General features: G+C 64.7%; 20 protein-coding genes, 1 tRNA gene and 3 pseudogenes. 8 read left to right on the top strand and 16 right to left on the bottom strand.

Going from position 1 to position 21,700, the window contains the following annotated elements; all coding sequences use genetic code 11:
- Window positions 1-18 precede the first annotated feature (18 nt).
- A tRNA-Ala gene (locus MHX63_RS07220) sits at window positions 19-91 on the top strand.
- On the opposite strand, the gene MHX63_RS07215 is transcribed toward MHX63_RS07220, so the two are convergent.
- From MHX63_RS07215 to MHX63_RS07190, 6 genes are all read right to left on the bottom strand, one after another.
- Window positions 83-367: a hypothetical protein gene (locus tag MHX63_RS07215; RefSeq protein ID WP_239387898.1), complete on the bottom strand. Its 285-nt coding sequence runs from the start codon at window positions 365-367 to the stop codon at window positions 83-85. The two genes, MHX63_RS07220 and MHX63_RS07215, sit on opposite strands and share 9 nt — an antisense overlap.
- 834 nt (window positions 368-1,201) lie before the next feature.
- Complete coding sequence (locus MHX63_RS07210; RefSeq protein WP_239387897.1) at window positions 1,202-1,735, bottom strand: bifunctional DNA primase/polymerase; 534 nt, start codon at window positions 1,733-1,735, stop codon at window positions 1,202-1,204.
- 12 nt (window positions 1,736-1,747) lie between these two features.
- Window positions 1,748-2,818: an ArdC-like ssDNA-binding domain-containing protein gene (locus MHX63_RS07205; protein ID WP_239387896.1), complete on the bottom strand. Its 1,071-nt coding sequence runs from the start codon at window positions 2,816-2,818 to the stop codon at window positions 1,748-1,750.
- A gap of 231 nt (window positions 2,819-3,049) precedes the next feature.
- A complete protein-coding gene (locus MHX63_RS07200; protein ID WP_239387960.1) occupies window positions 3,050-3,406 on the bottom strand; it encodes a helix-turn-helix domain-containing protein in 357 nt (118 codons plus the stop codon).
- A gap of 108 nt (window positions 3,407-3,514) precedes the next feature.
- Window positions 3,515-4,933, bottom strand: coding sequence for an MFS transporter (locus MHX63_RS07195; RefSeq protein ID WP_239387895.1), 1,419 nt, complete (start codon window positions 4,931-4,933; stop codon window positions 3,515-3,517).
- Window positions 4,934-5,041: 108 nt separating this feature from the next.
- Window positions 5,042-6,145 (bottom strand): GNAT family N-acetyltransferase, encoded by a 1,104-nt coding sequence (locus MHX63_RS07190; protein WP_239387894.1) that lies wholly within the window; start codon window positions 6,143-6,145, stop codon window positions 5,042-5,044.
- An 86-nt stretch (window positions 6,146-6,231) separates the two neighbouring features.
- On the opposite strand from MHX63_RS07190, the gene MHX63_RS07185 reads away from it, so the two are divergent.
- Window positions 6,232-6,801, top strand: coding sequence for a TetR family transcriptional regulator (locus MHX63_RS07185; protein ID WP_239387893.1), 570 nt, complete (start codon window positions 6,232-6,234; stop codon window positions 6,799-6,801).
- Between the two features lie 90 nt (window positions 6,802-6,891).
- On the opposite strand, the pseudogene MHX63_RS10515 reads toward MHX63_RS07185, so the two are convergent.
- The 4 genes and pseudogenes from MHX63_RS10515 to MHX63_RS07170 all read right to left on the bottom strand — a co-directional run.
- Window positions 6,892-7,065 (bottom strand): annotated as a pseudogene (locus MHX63_RS10515) (helix-turn-helix domain-containing protein); the annotation flags it as partial.
- 146 nt (window positions 7,066-7,211) lie between these two features.
- On the bottom strand, window positions 7,212-7,541 hold the full coding sequence (locus MHX63_RS07180) for an AraC family transcriptional regulator (protein ID WP_239387959.1): 330 nt from the start codon (window positions 7,539-7,541) through the stop codon (window positions 7,212-7,214).
- A gap of 433 nt (window positions 7,542-7,974) precedes the next feature.
- Window positions 7,975-9,033 (bottom strand): nitronate monooxygenase, encoded by a 1,059-nt coding sequence (locus MHX63_RS07175; RefSeq protein ID WP_239387892.1) that lies wholly within the window; start codon window positions 9,031-9,033, stop codon window positions 7,975-7,977.
- Between the two features lie 27 nt (window positions 9,034-9,060).
- Window positions 9,061-10,461, bottom strand: coding sequence for an MFS transporter (locus MHX63_RS07170; RefSeq protein ID WP_239387891.1), 1,401 nt, complete (start codon window positions 10,459-10,461; stop codon window positions 9,061-9,063).
- A gap of 38 nt (window positions 10,462-10,499) precedes the next feature.
- Here MHX63_RS07170 and MHX63_RS07165 point away from each other — a divergent pair, with 38 nt between their 5' ends.
- On the top strand, window positions 10,500-10,958 hold the full coding sequence (locus tag MHX63_RS07165) for an Rrf2 family transcriptional regulator (RefSeq protein WP_239387890.1): 459 nt from the start codon (window positions 10,500-10,502) through the stop codon (window positions 10,956-10,958).
- Here the strand turns inward: MHX63_RS07165 and MHX63_RS07160 are convergent.
- Window positions 10,934-12,610: a recombinase family protein gene (locus MHX63_RS07160; RefSeq protein ID WP_239387889.1), complete on the bottom strand. Its 1,677-nt coding sequence runs from the start codon at window positions 12,608-12,610 to the stop codon at window positions 10,934-10,936. The two genes, MHX63_RS07165 and MHX63_RS07160, sit on opposite strands and share 25 nt — an antisense overlap.
- A 720-nt stretch (window positions 12,611-13,330) precedes the next feature.
- Here MHX63_RS07160 and MHX63_RS07155 point away from each other — a divergent pair.
- A pseudogene (locus MHX63_RS07155) lies at window positions 13,331-14,591 on the top strand (IS256 family transposase).
- Window positions 14,592-14,617: 26 nt separating this feature from the next.
- Here MHX63_RS07155 and MHX63_RS07150 read toward each other — a convergent pair.
- Together MHX63_RS07150 and MHX63_RS07145 are read right to left on the bottom strand one after the other, a co-directional pair.
- Window positions 14,618-15,049 carry an AraC family transcriptional regulator gene (locus MHX63_RS07150; RefSeq protein ID WP_239387888.1) on the bottom strand — a complete coding sequence of 144 codons (432 nt, stop codon included), beginning with the start codon at window positions 15,047-15,049 and terminating at the stop codon, window positions 14,618-14,620.
- Window positions 15,050-15,234: 185 nt separating this feature from the next.
- On the bottom strand, window positions 15,235-15,609 hold the full coding sequence (locus tag MHX63_RS07145; RefSeq protein ID WP_239387887.1) for a glyoxalase superfamily protein: 375 nt from the start codon (window positions 15,607-15,609) through the stop codon (window positions 15,235-15,237).
- 84 nt (window positions 15,610-15,693) lie between these two features.
- Between MHX63_RS07145 and MHX63_RS07140 the strand changes: the two genes are divergently transcribed.
- Both MHX63_RS07140 and MHX63_RS07135 read left to right on the top strand, forming a co-directional pair.
- Window positions 15,694-16,008 (top strand): helix-turn-helix transcriptional regulator, encoded by a 315-nt coding sequence (locus MHX63_RS07140; protein ID WP_239387886.1) that lies wholly within the window; start codon window positions 15,694-15,696, stop codon window positions 16,006-16,008.
- Window positions 16,005-16,433 carry an SRPBCC domain-containing protein gene (locus MHX63_RS07135; protein ID WP_239387885.1) on the top strand — a complete coding sequence of 143 codons (429 nt, stop codon included), beginning with the start codon at window positions 16,005-16,007 and terminating at the stop codon, window positions 16,431-16,433. Before MHX63_RS07140 ends, MHX63_RS07135 begins: the two co-directional genes overlap by 4 nt.
- A gap of 293 nt (window positions 16,434-16,726) precedes the next feature.
- On the opposite strand, the gene MHX63_RS07130 is transcribed toward MHX63_RS07135, so the two are convergent.
- A complete protein-coding gene (locus MHX63_RS07130) occupies window positions 16,727-18,034 on the bottom strand; it encodes an ISL3 family transposase (RefSeq protein WP_239387884.1) in 1,308 nt (435 codons plus the stop codon).
- Between the two features lie 241 nt (window positions 18,035-18,275).
- On the opposite strand from MHX63_RS07130, the gene MHX63_RS07125 reads away from it, so the two are divergent.
- Both MHX63_RS07125 and MHX63_RS07120 read left to right on the top strand, forming a co-directional pair.
- The gene (locus tag MHX63_RS07125) at window positions 18,276-18,656 is read left to right on the top strand and encodes a YciI family protein (protein WP_239387883.1); all 381 of its coding nucleotides are present in this window, start codon (window positions 18,276-18,278) and stop codon (window positions 18,654-18,656) included.
- Between the two features lie 8 nt (window positions 18,657-18,664).
- A complete protein-coding gene (locus tag MHX63_RS07120; RefSeq protein ID WP_239387882.1) occupies window positions 18,665-19,897 on the top strand; it encodes an RNA polymerase sigma factor in 1,233 nt (410 codons plus the stop codon).
- Window positions 19,898-20,019: 122 nt separating this feature from the next.
- Here the strand turns inward: MHX63_RS07120 and MHX63_RS07115 are convergent.
- Window positions 20,020-20,148: pseudogene (locus tag MHX63_RS07115) on the bottom strand (IS3 family transposase); the annotation flags it as partial.
- Window positions 20,142-21,428, bottom strand: a complete 1,287-nt coding sequence (locus MHX63_RS07110) for an ISL3 family transposase (RefSeq protein ID WP_239387881.1) — start codon at window positions 21,426-21,428, stop codon at window positions 20,142-20,144. The pseudogene MHX63_RS07115 and the gene MHX63_RS07110, both read right to left, overlap by 7 nt.
- Window positions 21,429-21,700: the final 272 nt, after the last annotated feature.

Here is a 21,700-nt window from a genome sequence, read left to right as displayed (position 1 = left end):
TCGCTTGCAAAAAGCAACGGGGCTATGGCGCAGCTGGTAGCGCACCACACTGGCAGTGTGGGGGTCACGGGTTCGAATCCCGTTAGCTCCACGTAAGATGAGAAAATCGAAACTGCCCCGCCTGATGGCGGGGCAGTTTTGTTTCTGCGGTGACGTGGGCCGGGGCATCGATGCTGGTGTGGGCGAGGACGCTGGCGGTGGTCTCGTTGGGTGTGTAGGTGGCGTTCTCTTCGTCGTCGATGGTGATGCAGGTGAACAGGGCGCGGTTGAGGATGCGTCGTTCGGCTGGGTCGCACTTGTTGTAGAGGTCGTCGAGGATGCCGGGGTCGTCGTACTGGTCGTCGGGCTCGGGTGCGTGAGTGTTCATGATCGGTGCTCCCCGGGTCACATGCTGAGGCTGTCGGCGGCCGGTGCGGTTTGCTGGTGCTGGGGTGGTTCGAAGGCCTGCCCAGCCGCCTGGCGTTCGAGTGCTTGGCGGGGTGTGCGGTCTACGTCTTAGCGGGTGCGGGCGGTGTCGTGGCTGATCTTCTTAGCGACGAACTCTTCGCCGGCGATGCGTTGTCCGTCGCGTTCGTAGGTGTAGTCGTGGGCGTAGCCTTCGGCGACGAACTGGTCGCCTTTGGTGAAGCGTTCGAAGGCGCGTTCGGCGGTGGCGCGGTAGAGGACGAGGTTGCCAAAGGAGGGTTCCAGTTTGGTGAAGATGCCGTCTTCTTCGCGGTGGAAGTTCTCTTAGCCGTAGAGGGCGTAGAAGCGGGCATCGCCGCGTTCGGTGTAGGTCAGCTGCGGGTCGGATGCGATGAACCCGGACAGGGATTCCTGGGTACGGATGGCCATGACGCGGTACCTCTCAACTCGTGGACTGCAGCCCGCTGGTGGTGTGGGCTGCTGGTACCGGTCAGGTGCACCCCGCGACCCCGGTCATGCACGGGGGTTCTGCAGGAGCTGTTCGAGCCGGGCGCGATCTCGCTTGAGGGGCTCGGTGTCGGGACGGGTGGGCCAGGCGGTCAGGTCGGTGATGATCGGCGGCGCGGAGCGGAGCAGGGTGACGCCGGTGCCGAAGGGGAGGGTGCGGATGCGGTCGGGTGGCAGGATCGGCACCCGCCGTACGGAGCGCTGGTTCGGTGGGCTTGGGTGCTGTGGACGTGGTGGGGTGGGTGGTGCGGTAGGCCGACCGCACGGTGGTGGCGATCTCCCGCGGACCCTACCCCGCCTCAGCGGCAGCAGCACCGAGTGCTTCGACTGCGGTGGCTGGTGTGATGTCGTGTTCCGCGGCCCGGCAGGACGCCCAGAACAACCCCCGATTCTTCTCGCCCTCACCCAAACCCGCCACCCACGACACCACCACCCCAGGCTCTCTCTGATCCATGCTGCGATCAGCAGCGCGCGGTCGCAGGGCAGGGCGGGGATCGAGGAAGTCCCGGACCGCGTCGCTGTCGATCCCGGCCGCCGCGCCCTGCCGGACCGTCGCCAGCCGATACGACCCGGCATCTGTGTGTGAGGGTGGGATGACGATGTAGCCGCCATCGCCGCGGAAATCCACACCGGCCCGGGCAGCCTGACACGACCGCTGCACCACATCCGGCGTGGCCGGGTAGTAGCCATGCCGTCCACCCGAGGGGGAGACCACCGTGAACACCGGCACACCCGCCGAAGCAAGATCACCCGCCACCCGCCCCAGCGACCTGTCCGAACCAGGAGCGAGAAGCCGGGCCAGGTGGTAGAGGTTCGGGCTCATAGCGCCACCGCCTCACGTCCCGACACCACCCGCCCCACCGGCTCCGACACCGCCGGTGCAGCAGGGGTCTGCCGTGTCGCGGGGTCGCGAGTGGGGGGTGTCACGTTCCAGGCCGGGAGGTGTGCCGTTGCCGACCTGCACCGTGTCGAGCTGCTCCAGAATCCCCAGCGCGGTCTTGCGAACCCGTTCCCCGGTGGTCTTGACCACCTCGACCGGGTCCTGGCCCTCCACCCGGGCCGCCCACGTCGAGACATACGGGACGGTGTAGCCGGAAGTGTCCATGCCATGCGCGGCACCCACCATCAACGCGACCGATTCGGCCTCCACCTCACCGATCCCACGATGCTGTCGCGCCTCGCCCGCGTCCGGGGCATGCAACAGGACGTGGCCGAGTTCGTGGGCCAGGGTCTTCACCTGCGCGGCCGGGTCCATGTCGCTACGCACCGACACCACCCGACTGGAGTAGTCGGTTAGCCCATTCGCCCCGAAAATCTCCGATGCATCCGCAACCAGCCGTAGCTCGAACCCGGCCGCGTCGACTTGTGCGGCGAAACCCTCCCACAATCCGGCAGGAGCCTGCCCCTCCAACAACCGCGGCGCCGGCGGCTCAGGAATCGGCTCACCCGTGGTCTGGGAGGCGTCCCAGACGTAGGCGGGGCGGACGCCGACCATCTTCGTGCGCACCGTCTCACCCGCACGCGGCTTCTCACCCTTACCCAGCCTCCGCCACGACTCAGCATCCTGTGGCGTCGCTGAGGCGAACCGTCCCGTCACCGGCGCCAGAATCTGATACCCCGGCTGCCCTTTCGACACCTGACGGCCCAACTGCTGCCACTGCCTATACCCGGCGACATGCGACGGCACCGGGTTCGGCACCAGACCCAGCCCGTAGGCCTCCTGATGCTGGGTGAAGATCAGAATCGTGTTTGCGAACGACCGTGCCCGAAACCGGGCCGCGAACGCCAACGCCCGGGCCCAATCCTCACCCGAGACCAGCTGCTCGACCGCACCAGTCAGCCGCTCATGCAGCGCATCAAGCTTCGCCTCCCGCGCCGCCCGAGCATCCTTGTCCGACGTTGCCATGCCGGTCTCCTTCCGCGAACCTGTCCACCGGGTCGAAGAACCGACCCGGTGACCATCAGGTACGCCGGAACCACCAGCACTAGAAGACGGACAACAAGGAACCCCTACACTGACCGCCAGGATCCACAGTGAACCTGACGTGTCATACCGGACCTACCAAACCTCACCTGGCAGGGTCCAGTGATCACGGCAGATCAGCGCAGATCGCAGTGACGTTCTGTCATATCACCGTCACGGCGCGTGCGAATCCTCCATCGGATGCCCGCACCACAAACACACCACCACAGCCGCCTGACGGACCTCGCTTCGGTACTCGGTCGGGCTCCGTCCGGTGAGCTTGCGGAACTGCTGGGCTGCGTGGGCTTGATTGGTCCAGCCGACGGCTCGGGCGATGTCACGCACGGGTTGATGGGTCTCGCGTAGAAGCTGGGTCATCTTTCGGACACGTCGGTGGATTAGCCATTCGATCGGGCTGACTCCTAGTGCGTCGTGGAAGACACGGTTCAGGCGTGACGGCGAGAGCTTGGCGGTGGTTGCGAGATCACGCAGCGACCACGGCCGGGACAGGTCATGCTCCATCGCGTTCATCGCCACGATGACCTCTTCTCGTAAAGCGGGTCCAGCGGAGATCCGCTGGCTCTCCCTGGAGCGGCCTTGAGGGAACGGCCGCGGTGCCTGAGCCAAGATCCGGCTCGGTCAATGCCCGTTCCCGGCGACCGCTGAGGCGCGGGAAGGGAGAAGCCAAGCGATGCTGATGAGTCCGAGTACCGCAGCGGTGACCCCCATCAGCAGAATGGTTCGGTAGCTTGACTCAGTGCCGAGGGGAGTGAGGGCCACAGAAGCGTAGGCGCTTCCGAGGATGGTGACTGACAGCAAGCTGCCGAATTCGTAGGCGACCTCTTCGACTCCGGATGCCATGCCGGCACGTTCCGGGGAAACGTTGGTGATGATGGTGGAAGAAGCCACCGTGATCAGGATGCCGATGCCGGCTCCAGCTGTGACAAGGGTGATTGCGAATACCCCGAGGCTCACCGGGAGGAGGAGCGCCCCAACCGCGTAGCCAACGGCAGCAAGACCTGCCCCGCCAAGCAACATCGGGCGTGGGCCGATGCGGGAGAGCAGCGAACCACTCAGCAGCGATGTGACTGTCGCTCCGACAGCGATACACCCCACCAAGAGCCCACTGTGTAGCGGTGAGTATCCCTCGGCTGTTTGGAAGTGCTGAGAGGTTACGGCTCCGACCCCGGCGAAAACGAAGGTGCTCAGCCCGGCCGCCACCACTCCCGCGGACACGCCGCGGTTACTGAAGATGCGGAAGTCCAGGAGCGGTGTCTTCAGCCGTGCTTGTCGCCGGGCGAACAGAGTAAAGCTCACCGCGGAGACCAGAATCGCGCCAACAAGCAGGACCGCGGACGGATCCGGCAGCGTGACCTCCTTGATCGCAGCAACCATCCCGGTCAGACCAGCGAGCGCGAGCAGCGACGAGAGCAGGTCCCAGGGCACCGCCCCCGACTCCTGAGCCTTTGGCGCATAGAGCCCTGTCAGCACGAAGGTGGCGATCACGATGGGCACATTGATCAGAAACACAGAGCCCCACCAGAACCACTCCAAGAGCAGTCCGCCCACAAGCGGCCCGAACGCGATCCCGCCGATCGACACACTTGACCACACGGCGATAGCGAAGTTCCGTTCCTTCTCATCACCAAACGTGACTCTGATGATCGCCAGGGTCGCGGGAAGCATGAGCGCCGCTCCCACTGCCAAAAGCCCTCGCGCGAAGATCAACACACCGGGGCTCGGTGAGAAGGCCGCAACCAGCGACGCCACTCCAAACAAGACGATTCCATACTGGAAGACCCGCTTATGGCCATATCGATCGCCGAGAGTCCCGGTTCCCAAGAGCAGCCCAGTCATCACCAACGGGTACGTGTTGATGATCCACAGCGACTCACTCGTGGACGCACCCAGATCCACAGTCAACGGTGGGACTGCGATGTACAGGATCGAAGTGTCGAGCGTTGCCAGCAGCAGCCCAAGTGAGACCGCTGTCAGCACCAGCCAGCGCCCGTCGGGCCGAACCGCAGCATCTGCCGCGGCGGTGCTTCGTGAGGTCATCCGATCGTGGGTCCCTTCTCCGCGTGCAGGAAGACGGCATGTCATGACTGCCGAGACGGCCAAGAAGCAGCCCCCGCCGCAGCATCGTTCTGCGTAGCGCTTATCTCGTTACGTGGGTCGATTCACGTCGAAAACCGGCGGACGAGGGTCGTCCAGGAGAGAGGCAAAGACGAGTGTGTCGGTCCATTCGCCCTTGTTCCACCAGTCCTGACGCAGGTGGGCCTCCTGCTGCATGCCCACGGCCGAGGCGAGCCTCGCTGAGGGCCTATTGCGGGCATCCATCTGAGCGACCACGCGGTGCAGTCGGTGGTGCTCGAAAGCAATGCGGAGGACCTCGGCGACCGCCTCGCGCGCGAAACCACGGCCGCCATGGGCTGGATGGAGTACCCAGCCGATTTCCGCGACGCGGCGCTCCTTGTCGGTCAGCCACAGCAGGACGTCCCCGATCGGGACGCCGCCATGCTCGATGACCAGCGCAAGCGCATTAGTCTCGCCATCGAGGCCGGTCTTGCTCAGGCGCTCGGCGAGCTTGTCGCGGGTGACTTCCGCGGTCCACGGCTCATCCAGCAGGTAGCGGGCAACGTCAGGTCGCGAGTACAGCTCATGAAGCCACTCGGCATCGCCTGTCCCATGCAGACGGAGCCGAAGCCGCTCCGTCGCCAACGGCCACTGGGCGCTGAGCACGAGATCGCGCCGGTAATGGAACAACTCCTCGTGCTGTCCTGCGGGCGTGGTCCCGACGGCTCGCTCGACCTCACGGAACCCTGCGTTCGTCAAGCACCGCTGAGAGGCCTCGTTCTCCGGAAGTGTGCGTGCCGTCAAGGTTCGAAGTCCACTGTTGCGCGCGAAGCGCGCTGCCAGCTCCAGGCTCCGACGAGCGTGCCCTGCTCCGCGTGCATCGGGATGAATCCAGAACCCGACCTCGGCAGCCTCAGAGCTGACGTCGAAGACCACCAAAGAGCCCACAAACCGGTCCGTCTCGGCGTCGGCAAGTGCAAGGACTGCCAACGTGCCGGACGACAGACCCGCCGCGACCTCTTCACGGATCATCCGTCGCACAGACTCGGGGGTGTAGTCGGGCTCAGGAAGGTGGCCGAAGCGCCGCACAGCCTCATCCTTGGTGCCGGCCGCATACGCGTCTGCGTCCAGCTCAGAGAGGGGGCGTAGGCGAGTGTCCTCAAAGGTGATCGGAAGGGTGGTGGCATCCAACATGCGCTAAACCTAACATAGAATGGATAGCTAACTGAAGCGTGTTTGGTTAGGCTGGTGGGGTGAGCTACTGGGAACACCGAAAGCCTGTGCAACGCCTCCGCGCAGTGGACATCGTGGAGGTTGCGAGGGCATCGGTGAGGCTGCTGGACGAAGGTGGGTTGAGGGCCCTCACCCTGAGATCTGTGGCGCAACAGGTGGGTGTCGCTCCAGCCAGCCTGTACTCCCGCGTGGAATCAGTCGACGATCTGTTCGACCTCGCCCTCGACACAGCGCTTGCAGACGATCCCGTGATGTCCGAGTCGATCCGCAACGCTGACCTGCCCTCCTTGATGCATGCCTTCTTCGCGCACCTCACGAACCACCGGTGGGCCGGTCAGGTCATTGGCATGCGCGCACCCCGGGGCCCGGCGTACCTGGCCCTTTCCGAGCGGATGTGCGTCCTGCTCGAACAAGCGGGTACCCCTGATCCGCTGGGGACCTCCTACCGGCTGTCCAATCTGGTGATCGGCGCCTCCCTGACCGCCCCCATGGCATCTGACGAGAAGCGTGTCGCCATCGACCCTGACCAAGCCCCTACCTATGCGCGACTCCACGCGACGCACCACATCAGCCCGCAGGAGATCCTCTCCGACGGCATCACGGCACTCTTGTCGTGAGGGGGCTTTTGATTCGGGGCTGCCGTGCGTTGCTGATGGCCACGGACTGGTCTCCGTGAGAGTGCGCCCAATCGCAGTGCGCCGATTACTTGACGGGCTCATCCCGACGATGGCGATGAACTGCCGTGCGGCATGCCCACGGCTGCGCCACCCGACTTTTGTCATGGCGACACCGACTGAAAGGTCGGTCTCGACCAGGAGCTCGGTTAGCCCGTGGGCCCGAACATGGGCCAGGTACCGCATGAGCGGCATGTGGAACCGCTGTGTGAACGCACGCTCCTACAGTCGTAGCCGCCGCGTGACACCGCGCCCGTCACAGGCAGCCCTGCTGCTTCGCAACCCGTGAGTCCAACACATCTTTCTCCTCACAGCCATGAACCGCCGACATGAACGCAGTGGCCAGCATTGCGCTAACAGACATGACCGCACCACGGGCACGCCCGCACGCCTCGATCGCGGTACGCAGCCCGATACTCGGTCGGTGACCTCCCGGTGAGCTTGCGGAACTGCTTCGCTGCGTGAGCCTGGTTTCTCCAGCCGACCTCGGCTGCTGCCTGTCGGATGGTTGCGTCGGTGGCGCTGATGGTTCGAGCCATCGCTCTCACCCGTTGAAGCGTCAGCCACTCGATCGGCGGCATCCCGAAGATCTCGACGAACAACTGTCGCAGACGCGAGGGTGACAGATGCGCGATCTCAGCCAACTTCGCCAGTGACCACGGATGTGCCAAATCTGTCTGCATCACCACTGACAAGTGAGTGAGTACCGCACGGGAACCAGCCTCCTCGTCGACGGAAGGGCGCGACTGCGGGCGTCGACCATGCTCCGGGCTGGGTGTCATGGGGCGAAGGGGCTCAGGTGTTGACGAAGACTAGGCCGAGCAAACCATTGAGCCTTCCCTGCTCGGCATGTGCCTTGGACAGACGACAGTGGGGTCGGCCGGGCAGGGGCAACGTTCCGATGGCTGAGACCATCAGGGACCGCTCACTGACGCCGCACGTGACATGCTGATGGAAGTTGTGTGAGCCGCAGGTCGCGCGCGTTTGTCCACACAGGTCGCGAGGGAGGTCAGTGTCCAGCTCTGTTGCATAGCTTCGACCGTTGCGCGGACCTCTGTGCGCTGGGTAGTCATTGGGCGCGTCCATGGTGCTCTTCGCGGGGGCTGTGCTGTGCCTTTAAGGCGTTGTTGGTGAAGATGCTGTGGGGTGGTGGTTGTCAGGTAGTGGGTACAAGGTGCGGATCACGTTGGCTGCCGGGCCGGTGGGTGCGTTTCGGTGGCCGGTGCCGGCCCACAGGTGAACATGTTGGGCATGGCCTGCTTTGGCTGCTGCTTGTCGGATAGGTCGGGTCAGGTGGTGGACGGCGGGATAGGCGTATGGTGCGTGGGCTTCGTGCGTGGTGATGAAGTCGTTGGTCAGGGCTCGGGCGGGTCGTCCGGTGAACGCGTGGGTGATGGTGGTGCCGTGGAAGTTGGGGTCTGCCAGTGCGGCCCGGTGGGTGGTGGAGGTTCCAGCTTCGTCGGTGCGCAGGAGCAGCGTTCCTACTGCTGCTGCGATAGCGCCGGCATCGAGTACCGCCTGCACTGCTTGGGCGCTGTCGATGCCGCCAGCGGCGATCAGCGGCAATGTGCTGACTTTGCGGACTCTTGCGATAAGGGTGGGGAGGTCCACCCGCTGTGGTATCCGTGTGGGGTCGAAGGTAGCGCTGTGTCCGCCTGCCGCGGGTCCTTGGATGATGAGCCCGTCCGCACCGTGTTCGGTCGCTGCGATGGCTTCCTCGGGAGTGGTGACGGTGATCAGGACTTTGCTGCCCAGCTTGTGCAGGGTGGTGATGATGTCGCCAGGTGGCAGCCCGAAGGTGAATGAGACCAGCGGGACGGGGTGCATAGTCAGGAGGGTGATCTTCTCATCCCAATGGTCATCATCCATCACGGGTTCGGGGTCGAGTTGCAGGCCATAGCGCTCTGCCACGGGGGACAATTCTTGGGCATAAGCGGCTAGCGCGGCGGGGTCAACGGTGGTCGTGGCGGGTACGAACAGGTTGACTCCGAATGGCATGTCTTCTGCCTGGAATTGCTGGATCTCGGCGTGAAGTGCGTCGGCGGTCTTGTATCCGCCTGCGAGAACGGGGAAACCGCCTGCTTTGGCAACGGCAAGGGCGAGCGCGACGGTGGTCGGGCCTCCTGCCATGGGGGCGGCGACAATGGGCCGGGGAGTGGGAATGAGCGTGTTCATGAGGGTTCCTTTCGTTGAGTCCGGGGGTCAGGCACTTCGAGGTTTGGGCCGGGTTGCTTTGAGGCAGGCGACGGCGACCACGGCGAGCAATGTCAGATGGATAAGGGCTGCGGCGGCCATGCCCTGAGGAAAGGCTGATGCGGAGGCAACGCCGTAGAACAGGGCTGCAATGGCGGCCACACCGAGGGCAGCTCCGAACTGCTGCAGGGTGGTGACCACGCCGCTGGCCATTCCTGCTCGGGCAGGGTCTACTTCGGACAGTGAGAGGCCGGTCAGTGTGGGGAGCACGAGCCCGTTGCCGAATCCGGTGAGACTCACAGCGACGACGAGCCACCACGGGAGGACTTCAGCGGGCACGCCAGTCCCGGTTACGGGGAGGATGATGGCCACGCCCAGCCCAGTGATCGCGCATCCACTGAGCAGTCCGCTCCGGAGGCGGTGCTGTATCCAGCGGGCTGCGGTGAGGGAGCTGAGCATGAACGTCAGGCCGGAGGGGACGAACACCAGCCCGGCGCTGACCGGATCCAGCTGGCTGTGTCGCTGCAGCACGACGGTCAGCACGAACATGAAACTGGCGAAGTAGGCCATGAAGGTGGCAGAAGCGACACTTCCCCAACGCATGGACCCGACAGTGAACAGCGAGGGGTCAAGAGTCGCCGTGAGCCCGCGCTGTGTCCTGTGACTCTGCCACCAGATTGCCGCTGCAAGCACCGCGCCACCGGCGAATGCTGCAGCCGCAGCGACCCCGACCATCTGGTGCTGGGCCAGGAGAGCCGCCCCCATCAAGCCCGCCATGCCCGTGAAGATCGCCGCCGCGCCACCCGCATCAATGGTTGCGCGCGGGTTGCTCGGAATCTGGGGGATGAACTGGAGCGTTGCGGCCATGGCGATGGCCATGATGGGGACGTTCACCAGGAAGATCAGACGCCACCCGAGACCCCACAGATCCGCTTGCACCAGCAAGCCTCCCAGCCCCTGCCCTGCGATCGATCCAACCCCAGAAGCGGCCCCGAACCATCCCATTGCCCAGCCTCGTCGAGAGGCGGGGATGACGGTGTTGATGAAGGCAAGCACCTGCGGTAGCAACACTGCTGCGCTCAATCCCTGCAATGCCCGGCAGGCGATCAGCGCTGTGGCGCTAGGCGCCACGCCGCACAGCGCCGACGCCACCGCGAACGCGGCCAGGCCACTGATGAACACCTGTCGCCGTCCATACAGGTCCCCGAGACGGCCGCCCGTGATCAACCCGGCTGCGTACATGAAGGCGTACCCGGCCACTACGAGCTCCAACTGCGTGTTGGTCGCCCCAAGACTGGACTGGATGGCGGGGGCGGCCACGTTGACCACGAAAAAGTCGAACTGGCCGATGAACGTGGCAGTGAGGACGGTCGCCAAAAGTCGCCCCTGAGACCTAATCATGGATGTCATATGTCCATAATAACCATGGATACGATAGATCCATGAAGATGTCTGCTGGAGTCGAGTGGGGAACCCACATCTGCCTGCTCCTCACCCAAGCCGATGATCGCCTGGTGGGACGGCGCTCCCTTGCGGATCACTTCGGGCTCCCTGAGGCCTACCTGGCCAAGCAACTGAAGAAACTGGTCGCCGCCGGGGTACTTGAGGCGGTGCCTGGACCCGCAGGCGGGTACCGGCTCGCCGCCGAACCAGGACGCATCACCCTTCTTGACATCGTCGAGGCCATCGAAGGCGCCGAACCCAGCTTTACGTGCACCGAGATCCGCCAACAAGGCACCGGCGCAGCATCGCCTGACGACTGCTTGCGCGACTGCATCGTCAAGACCTCAATGCTCAACGCAGACCAAGCCTGGCGCGACACTCTCCGGAACCAGACAGTCCACGACCTCGCCATCAAGCTCCCCAAAGCAGTGACGCAGCGCTACCGCAACACGACCCTCCGGTAGAGCCTTTGTTGCTCCCGGCTGGCACTGGAAGCGTGTCCCTGTGTTCCGTATGTGGCGTGCCGCGGGGTGGCGGGTTTAGACCTCAGTCGTCGCAGCTGCTTCCACGTGCTCGGATTGAGTCCACCGGCATCCACCAGATTGGACGTATTAGAACACCTGACATCGTTGGGTGCGAGAGCGGCGAACGGCTCGTTGAGCTGGATCGCCGCTTTTTCGTCTTCGGTGATGAGGATGCGTTGGTAGAAGGCTTGGTTGGCTAGCCGTTTCCCGTGGTCGTCGATGCGGGCATACATCTGAGCGCAGTCAGCTAGTAGCCGTAGGGCGGTGGCGAGGTGCTGGCGGGGGCCTTCGTGGTCGTGCCGTTCAGCGTCCAGCCGTTTGGTGACATCGGCCAGGGCGATGCGGATCCGGTCTTGATGCCGTTTCAGGGTGTCGAGGTCGATGGCGTCGGCGAAGTGGGCTTCGAGGAGCTTGTCCGCTTCGGCTTCGAGCCGCTGTTTGGTGGTGGTGAGGTCGTCGATGGCCTGCGACCGCTCGGCAAGCCGCTCATCGAACGCCGCTTCGACCTGCTGTGCGAGCTGCTGGTAGGTCTGCTCGGTGATGGCGATGTGTTGGTAGCAGTCGGTGACGAGTTGTTCGGCGATGCCGACGGGAACGGCCTTCCTCGTGCAGCGGGTGCGTTTGGTGGCTCGGCCGGTGCAGATGTAGTAGGCGTAGCGGATGCCTTGTTTGTTGCGGGCGTAGTCGAGCTGCAACCTGGCGTTGCAGGTACCGCAATACAGGGTGCCTTTGAGGTAGTGGTCGTGCTTGCGGCGTCGTTCCCCAGCGGTGGCGCGGGTGTCCAGGAGGGTCTGGACCTGCAGCCACGTCTCCGTATCGATGATCGGCTCGTGGGCGCCAGGATGGAGAGCGCCTTGGTAGCGGACCTGCCCGATGTAGTACGGGTTGCGCAAGAGTTTGAAGAACGTGGAACGCCCGACGGGTCCAGATGGTCGTTTCGGCGTGGGGACGGTGGTCAATCCTCGGGCGGTGGCTTCGGCCAGCAGGTCGGGGACGGTGTGCTCACCGGCCGCGTAGGTGTCGAAGACCCAGCGGATGAGGGGTGCCCGGTCGGGGTCGATCTCGACGGTCCGGTACTCCCGGCCCTGGTCATCGGTGCGCCGGATGTTGAGGTAGCCGATGGGTGCGCGGGATGGGGTGCCGCCTTTGGCGACCTTTTGGGTCATGCCTTTGGTGACTTCGGCGACGAGGTTGCGGGAGTAGAACTCCGCAATCGAGGACATGATCCCGTGCAGCAGCATCCCCGACGGGGTCTCGTCGATGTTCTCGGTGGCGGAGACGAGTTGGACGCCGGCGTCGATGAGGTGGCGGTGGATGTCGACGTCATCGAGCCGGTTCCGGGCCAGCCGGTCGACCTTGTGCACGATGCAATACGTGACCTGATGAGTCGCAATGTAGTCCAGCAACTGCTGCAACCCCGGACGCTTCGCCGACCGTGCCGACTCACCCGCGTCGACGAACTCCGCCACCACGTCGGCGCCGAGAGCATCGGCTTTGCGGCGGTTCGCTTCCCGCTGGGCGGGGATGGAGAATCCTTCGTCGCGGCCGCCGGTGGTGGCTTGTTCTTTGGTGGAGACCCGCTGATAGGTCACCGCCGTCACCCGCCCCTCACCCGTGATCGTTGAGGCCAGTGTGTCGAGGGTGGTCATGGGCATCTTCTCTCATCGTCGAGCTTGCATCGGGGTCGGGCTGCGGGGTCTGGGCGTGGAGACAATCGGCCAGGTGCAGCACCAGCGCGACCAGCCGGTCCATGTCCGGCTCGCCCCGGGGCACGGGTTCGGCAATCAACCGGCGCCCGTTCGGTGTGGTGCGTGCATACCTCATACCCCACAGGTGGACACCTCACCCCAGTACCCGCGAGGACGGTTGGGGTGGTGACGGTTCCGGAAAATGTCCGGGACCGTCCCGTCCTCCGGCGTCGGGCGCGAGGGTGCCGGGTGAGGTGGTTCACGGCTGGGGAAAATATCCCCAGCCGTCCATCCCCACCGAATGACGCACGATCCGAGCCGTGCCACGGTGCCTCGCGACACGGCGAGTCCAATGGAGGCTTACCAGCCAGGTGCGCACCGCGCTCCAGATGGAGCATCGTGACGGTGGCCTTCACAACTACCCAATGGCGAGGTTGGGAGTCCAGCAGTTCAGCCATGGACGCTCTGATACCCGTCAAGCACGCGCGGATCACCGTCACTCTCAGTGGAGTCCCGCATAGTGGTGTAGCGCGGTGGTCGCCGTGATCGTCCCGGACGGGGACGCGGCCACCGTGTGATCCTTCGAGAAAGCTCTCTACTTCTCACTCGAACGGAGTCATCACGATGACCGCTCCTCATATTGTCGACCCTGCTGGCCTGCTCAGTCACGCCCTGTCCGAAGCGTCACCGGATCTGATGCGTGATCTGCTGCAGAACACGATCAACATGCTGCTGTCCGCGGATGCAGACCTCGTCGCCGGCGCGGAGTACGGCCGGCCCAGCCAGACCCGCAGCGCCCAGCGCAACGGCTACCGCCACCGCGAGCTCGACACCCGCGTCGGCACGATCGACGTGGCTGTGCCCAAGCTCCGTTCGGGCAGCTACTTCCCTCACTGGCTGCTGGAGCGTCGCAAGCGGGCCGAGGCCGCTTTGATCACCGTGGTCGCCGATTGCTACCTCGCCGGCGTCTCCACCCGCCGCATGGACAAGTTGGTCAAGACCCTCGGCATCGACGGTCTCTCCCGTTCCCAGGTCTCCCGGATGGCTGGCGAGCTCGACGAGCAGGTCAAGACCTTCCGCCACCGGCCCCTGGGCGAGGCTGGGCCGTTCACGTTCGTTGCCGCCGACGCACTGACGATGAAAGTCCGCGAAGGCGGGCGCGTGATCAATGCGGTCGTGCTGATCGCCACCGGGGTGAACAACGACGGGCACCGCGAGTGTCTCGGAATGCAGGTCGCGACGAGCGAGACCGCAGCAGCATGGAACACGTTCTTCGCCGACCTCGTCGCCCGCGGCCTCGACGGAGTGCGCCTGGTCACCAGCGATGCCCACCGGGGCCTGGTCGAGGCGATCGCTGCGAACCTGCCCGGCGCTGCCTGGCAGCGATGCCGCACTCACTATGCCGCGAACCTGATGAGCACCTGCTCGAAAGCAGCCTGGCCCGCGGTGAAGGCAGGTCTGCACGCGGTCTTCGACCAGCCCGACGCGGCCTCCGTGAACACCCAGTTCGACCGGCTCCTGGAACAGACCAGCGAGCGTGTGCCCGAGGTTGCCGACCATCTCGCTGCTGCACGAGAGGACCTGCTGGCGTTCACCGCGTTCCCGAAGGAGATCTGGCGACAGATCTGGTCGAACAACCCCCCAAGAGCGCCTCAACCGCGAGATCCGCCGACGCACGGACGCCGTCTCGATCTTCCCCCACCGCGATGCGATCATCCGCCTCGTCGGTGCGGTCCTGGCTGAACAGACCGATGAATGGCTCGAAGGCCGCCGCTACTTCGGACTCGAGGTCCTCCGCCGCTCCCAGCTCCACCTGACCACCACCTCGACCGCCACCCAGGAGGTGACCACCCCCGGCCACACGACCCCAGCCCTGACCGCCTGAACCACAGAACCCGAAGAATCCGACCGCTACACCACTACCCAGGACTTGACCTCACTCTCCGGGGTGGGGAGGGGCTGTCCGCACCAGAAGCACTCCGCCACAGCCGCCTCACGGACCTCGGCGCGGTACTCGGTCGGGCTCAGCCCGGTCAGCTTGCGGAACTGCTGGGCCGCGTGGGCTTGATTCGACCAGCCGACGGCTTGGGCGATGTCGCGCACGGGTTGAGGGGTCTCGCGAAGGAGGCGGGACATCTCTCGGATGCGTTGGTGGGTGATCCATGTGAAGGGGCTGACGCCGTGCACCTTGATAAATTGTCGTCCGAGTCCCGAGTGTGACAGGTGTGCGATAGCCGCGAGTTCAGATAGCGTCCAGTGATGGGAGATGTCTGCACGGACGGCAGATTCCACCGCGATGACCGCGTCGCACGGGTGGCGTCGGAGGTGATCGGGGTTCTTCACCGCGACTCTTTGTAGGAATCATGCCGCCTTGGCTGAGCGAGTCCGGGAAGCGCCGTTGCGTCCGAGGAGAGCGGTGATCCGCCCTCCTCGGACCCGCCGGTCGAGCCGTACTTCACCACGAGGCTTTCAGCATGGGCGACAGCACCTGGAGCATCGAATGTTCGTCCTTCAAAAGCACCTGGGGGCTACTTGGCCATAACGGCAGGGGACTGCAGGGAGATGATGTTGCCATCTGGGTCCGTGAACCGAAGCGCCGTGGCCCACGGCATGTGCTCGATCTCGTGGGGCAGTTCCACATCCCGATCGCGCAGCGTGTCGCGGGCGGCAGCAACGTCAGGGCACTCGAACACCACCGTCGCACTACCGGGCTGGGCGTTGCCTTCGCCGGGGGTCAGGGCGAGTGAGGTTGCCGCACCTTCGGGGGCCACCTGAAGCCAGCGACCATGAGGCCCACCGTCCATGTCGGCCACAACCGTCAGCCCGAGCTTGTCGATGTAGAACTCCTTGGCGCGGTCCTGATCGGCAACCGGGACATGTGCGATCTGTACGTGAGTGATCATGAGGTTCCTCTCCAATCTTCCACAATACGTAGGCAGGTTCCTACGCATTACTCGTAGGCTAACCCCTACCGATACGATGGGGCAATGCCCACAGTCGATGACGTGTTCGCAGCGGTTGCGAACCCCCACCGCAGGCGGCTACTCGACCTCCTGCTCGACCAGCCGCAATCCGTCAGCTCACTCGCCGCGCGCTTCGACATGCAACGCCCCAGCGTCTCGGAACACCTCAAGATCTTGAAGGACGCTGGCCTGGTCGAGGAGGAGCGGCACGGCCGAGAACGGATCTACCACGTCGAGGCAGCACAACTGCAACCACTAGCCGACTGGCTGAGCCCATACGAAGTCTTCTGGAGAGACACCCTGAAGGACCTCCGCGAACACCTCGACAGGAATCCATGAGCAGCCAGACACACACCATCGAAGTCGACGAGTTCCTAGCGCACCCTGCAGCTCGGGTCTGGGAAGCTCTCATCAACCCCACCGAGCTCGCCCAATGGTTCATGGCCACCGACTTTCGTCCTGAGAGCGGCCACGAATTCACCCTGGATGTCGGCCGATGGGGCACGGTCCACTGCAAAGTTGCACATGTCGAGGCCGAACGGCTCCTTCGCTACACGTGGCGCAATGGGCCGCTTGACACGGTTGTCACCTGGCACCTCGTCCCTGAGGGCAAGGGAACCAGGGTCATCCTCGAGCATGAGGGCTTCGACTTGTCAGACCCGGTACAGCGTCAAGCCTTCAACGGTATGACCGGCGGCTGGCGCAGCATGGTCCTCACATCCCTTGCCCGTCACCTTGCCGGTCCCGACAGCCGATCGCTTTGAGGTCGCACCTTGGGGATGCTCGTCGGGGGCGAGCTATAGATGAGCCCGGGTTAGCGTCGACATTGAACTGGGACGCGCTTGACCCTGGGTGCTGGACACATCGCGGGCGACGAGTGCCGGGCTGCGCCACCAAGATAGATCCGGGTGCGCCACTGCGTGCTGCCAAGGACGGCGCGCCCAGCTCTCACGCCAACGAGTGGCCGCTTAGGCCAACTACTTGGCGCACCTAAGCCAGGCGCCCAACGTGGCCTCAGTGCTGCCACGCCTCTTGCAGATCGAGGTTTGCTGGCTCTTCACAATTCAGGGTGTAGGTGTGGTCTGAATCCGCCGGCTTCGAGGAGTGCGCGGGCGATGTAGTTGGTGAGGTTGCGGAAGCCGAGGGCCAGGCCACGCAGGTGCTCGAGGCGACCGTTCACGGCTTCGGTAGGTCCGTTGCTCGTGCGCGGCCGGTCGAAGTAGGCCAGGACGTCGCAGGCGCGTCTGGTCAGGGTGCGGCCGAGCTTGCGCAGTTCTACCAACGCCTCAGGCACACTGTCGGCGAGGGCGTCGATCACGGAGCTCATCTCGACGCGGCCGGCTGCTCGGTCGGGGTGACGGTAGGCGGAGATCATGCGCTGGTAGATCCCCCAGGTGCACTCGACTTGCACGTGCCGGTCCCCAGCGAAGAGCTTGTCAAGGCGCTCGTGCTGGCGGTCGGTGAGCAGGTCAGCCCCGGTGTGCAGGGTCCGCCGCGCGGTGTAGAGCGGGTCGCCCTTGCGTCCGCGGTGTCCGTGCAGTTCCTGCTGGACTCGGCGGCGGCACTCATCGAGAGCGTCCCCGGCCAACCGGATGACGTGGAAGGGATCCATAACCGTGACGGCGTCCGGCAGCTCCTCGGTGGTGGCGGTCTTGAAGCCCGCGAACCCATCCATGGCCACGACCTCGATCCCATCGCGCCAAGCCTGGTCCCGCTCGGCCAGCCAGTCCTTGAACGCCTTCTTCGACCGACCTTCGACCACGTCCAGCAGGCGTGAGGGCCCGGTGCCGTCCCGGACCGGGGTGAGGTCGATGATCACGGTGACGTACTTGTCACCGCGCCGGGTGTGCCGCCACACGTGCTCATCGACCCCGACGACCTTGACACCGTCCAGGCGGGTCGGGTCCTCGATGAGCAGACGCCGGCCCTCAGCCAGGACCGCGTCGTTGGCGGTGTTCCACGCCACGCCCAGTCCTTCGGCAACTCGGGCCATCGACAGGTGGCCGACGACGATCCCGACCAGACCCCACCGCAGGCCGGCGCGGGAGATCTTGGCCCGCGGCGGCGCCGCAGCGGTGGTGTCCTGACGCCACACGTGCGAGCACTCCTTGCAGCGGTAGCGGCGCACGGTGAGCACCAGCGTGGTAGGGCGCCACCCGAACGGCTCGTGCGCCAACTCCCTGCTCACCGTGTCACGGGGCACGCCCTGGCAGCCGCACCGCCTGCACCAGTCGTCCGGCTCCACGACCCGGCACGCCAGCACGGACCGGTCAGGCTCGAGCAGCTGGCCGGTGTCCTCCAGACCGAGGCCGTCGAGGCGGGTGAAGGTAGTCAGGTCAGGGCGCGTGAAGGTAGCGTCAGGCACGTCGAGGTCTTCCGGACGGGTTGTGTGAGAACTCCCATCATCGGAAGACCTCGACCCTCACCCCGACACCGACGCGCCGCCCCAGGTCGCACCACAGCTATACCCTCATCTGTGAAGAGCCCCTTTTCGACCGTCGTCGACAGCCGCATATGGCAGGGTGTCGAAAGTGAGGTCGCTGAATCGTCTCTAGTGCAGGAGGGCGAACGGCGCTCTCCCTGAGTAGTACAAGGAGAACTCCAACATGCGATACGTACTTGCTTTCCATGCTGAGGAACCAGGCATCAGCACCGAGGAGCAGCCGTCGGCAGAGGAGATGGCCGAGATGCAGCAGTTAATGACCGACTTCACCGACTCACTCGAGGCTGCCGGGGTCATGGTGGCCGCCGAGATGCTCACCCCATCGCCGACTGCCTCGACGGTGACGCGACGCAGTGGCAAGACAGTCATCGAGGATGGTCCCTTCGCGGCGACGAAAGAAGCACTGGCCGGTGTGTTCGTGATCGATGTTCCCGACCGCGAGGCGGCACTGGCTTGGGCTGAGCGGTTCCCTGGTGCGAGCTACGGAACAGTCGAGGTGCGTGCAGCGGGGGTTTCCTACGTCGATGGCAGCTGGCACCAGTAGTCGCAGCAATGACGTCTCCTGATGTGGAGCAGGCGGTGGTTCTGACCCACGATGACTGGGGCAGGATCATCGCCTTGCTTTCTGTACGAGACGGCGATATCGCTGGTGCAGAGGATGCAGTAGCCGGTGCGGTTGAGCGCGCCCTTCATACCTGGCCCAGCAAGGGCATCCCGCACAATCCCTCCGGGTGGATCTATCGCACTGCGCTGAACCTTCGACGCGATGTCTGGAAGTCCGCCGCGCATCGAACCAGCGTCGAGCTGAACTCGGAAGTACACGAAGCGCTACAACCCAGCGTCAACGCAGGGCTCGATGAGCTCCCCGACAGCCGCCTCCAACTTCTCGCAGCCTGCGCACACCCCGACATCGATCCCGCCACTCGCCCACTGCTCATGCTGTCTGCAGTCCTCGGGCTCCCTACCCGACGTATCGCGGAAGGAATGATCCTGCCCGCCGCGACAGTGGCAGCGCGGCTGACCCGAGCGAAGAAGAAGATCGCCACGAATGGTCTCCAGATGCACGTGCCCGACCGATCCGAACTGCATGCGTGCCTCTCGTCCATCCACGAAGCCATCTACGGGGTGTTCACCATCGAGTGGGCCAATGCGGCAACGGATCTGCGCGAAGACCTCGCTGGAGAAGCGGTCTATCTCTCTGAACTAGTTCCCGCCCTCTGCCCCGATGATGGAGAGTCTCACGGACTTGCCGCTCTCATCCACCTGTCAGTGGCACGGTTCAACGCACGACGGAGCCCCAGCGGCGCGCTGGTACCTCTCGACGATCAAGACCCAACCATGTGGAACGCAAGCCATCTGGCGAAGGGTGAATGGCATCTTCGTGAAGTCCACCGATGCGGAGAAATCGGCCGCTACGCCATCGAAGCGAGCATCCAAGCCCTCCACATGCAAGGTGTGCGCACTCGAAAACCAAACTGGCATGCCCTATTACGGCAACACGACCACCTTCTACGGATCGCCCCCTCGTTAGGAGCACGAGTTTCCAGAGCCGCAATTCTTCAGCATGCGGAAGGAGGAGCCGCGGCCCTGGCCGCCCTCAGCAGCCTCCCAAAAGCAGCGGAGAGCTACCAACCCGCATGGGTCTTGCGAAGCCATCTCTACCGCGCCATGGGGAGAAACCAAGACGCCATCTCGACACTAGAGCGAGCCATGACTCTGACCACAATCACCAGTGAACACGAGCACTTAGCGAAGCTGCTCACTCGATGGAAACAACGCGCGTAGCGCTCAGCGTGCCGTACACAGCGTCTTGGTGTGCCTGTCATCTCACGACTCTCGTCGCCAGATAGAAGGCAGACCCCTACAGATGGGGCCGGGACTGATGCACGATCAGGTGTCAGCTTGGTTTAGGCCGCCAGGGTGACGGTCGGGTTCATGATGGTCTCGTATTCGATGGGGGTCAATCGGCCCAGGCGGGCCTGACGCCGGCGGCGGTGGTAGGTCCGTTCGATCCAGGTAATGAGGCTCATCATGATCCAGGGTGTAGTTGGGGTCTGAACCCGCCGGTCTCGAGCAGCGATCTGGCGATGTAGTTGGTGAGGTTGCGGAAGCCGAGTGCGGAGCCGCGGAGGTGTTCGAGCCGTCCGTTGATCGCCTCTGTGGGTCCGTTGCTGGTGCCGGGTCGGTCGAAGTAGGCCAGTACGTCGTCGGCTCGCTTCTTCAGTGTTCGCCCCAGCGTGATGACCTCGGTGAGCGCCTTCGGGACGCCGTGGCTGACCGAGTCGATCAGTTTGACCATTAGCTCGCGGCCACGACGCCGGTCCTGCTCGCGGTAGGCGGCGATCATCCGCTGGTAGACGCCCCAGGTTGCCTCGACTTCGACATGCGCATCGACGCTGAATAGGTCGTGCAGGCGGTCGTTCTGCTTGTCGGTGAGCAGGTCAGCTCCCGTGTGCAGGGTTCGCCGCGCCCGGTATAGCGGGTCGTCCTTGCGGCCGCGGTGGCCCTGGGTGTGCTGCTGGACCCGGCGGCGGCAACGGTCCAGTGCATCGCCGGCCAGCCGGACGACGTGGAAGGGATCCATCACCGCGACCGCGTCGGGCAGCGCCTCGGTGGTGGCGGTCTTGAAGCCGGTGAACCCGTCCATCGCGACCACCTCGATCGCGTCGCGCCACGCCTGCGGTCGCTCGGCGAGCCAAGTCTTGAACGCCTGCTTGGAGCGGCCCTCGACCATGTCCAGCAGCCGTGCTGGTCCGGTGCCCTCACGGATGCCGGTCAGGTCGATGACCACGGTGACGTACTTGTCGCCGCGGCGGGTGTGCCTCCAGACGTGCTCATCGACGCCGACGACCTTCACCCCGTCGGACCTGTGCTCGTCGTCGATCAGGACGGCGAGGTTGGCGGTGTTCCACGCGACCCCGAGCCCCTCGGCGACGCGGGCGACGGTGAGGTGCTGGACCACGATGCCCTCTGGTGCCCAGCGCAGCCCGCGGCGCGACAGCTTCGCCCGTGGTTCGGCCGCCAGGCTGGTGTCCTGTCGCCATACATGGCAGCAGTCGGTGCAGCGGTAGCGACGCACGACGACCTCCAGGGTCGTGGGTCGCCACCCGAGCGGTTCGTGCGCAAGCCGCCGGACCACCGTGTCCCGCGGAACCCCTTCGCAGCCGCAGCGACGGCACCACTGGTCGAGTTCGACGACGCGGCAAGCGATCACCGCGCGGTCGGGCTCGAGCCGTTGCCCAACGGCTTCGAGACCGAGCTCATCCAGTCGGCAGAACGTGGTCAGGTCAGGGCGAGTGAAGGTAGCGTCGTGCACGTCGAGGTCTTCCGGATGGGCAGTGTGAAAACTTCCATACTCGGGAGACCTCGACTTCTATCCCGACACCGCCGCGCCGTCAGCTTCTACACCCTCATCTGCGAAGAGCCGGTTTGCTTAGATCGCCGGGCCGGTACTCTGACTGTGCGACGTACTGAACGTCGCACCCAAAAGGAGGTGGTCGGCATGCCGACGCTTTCTCTGCTGGACGACGCCTGCGGCAGGTGGGAGTCGTAAAACGCTCGTGGAGGGGCCGTAGGTCCGTGGATAAC

Origin of the sequence: Corynebacterium sp. ACRQK (genome assembly GCF_022345965.1) — a bacterium.
Lineage (GTDB): Bacteria > Actinomycetota > Actinomycetes > Mycobacteriales > Mycobacteriaceae > Corynebacterium.
Note: the sequence above shows the minus strand (reverse complement) of the source record. Positions and strands in the feature narration are given on the sequence as shown.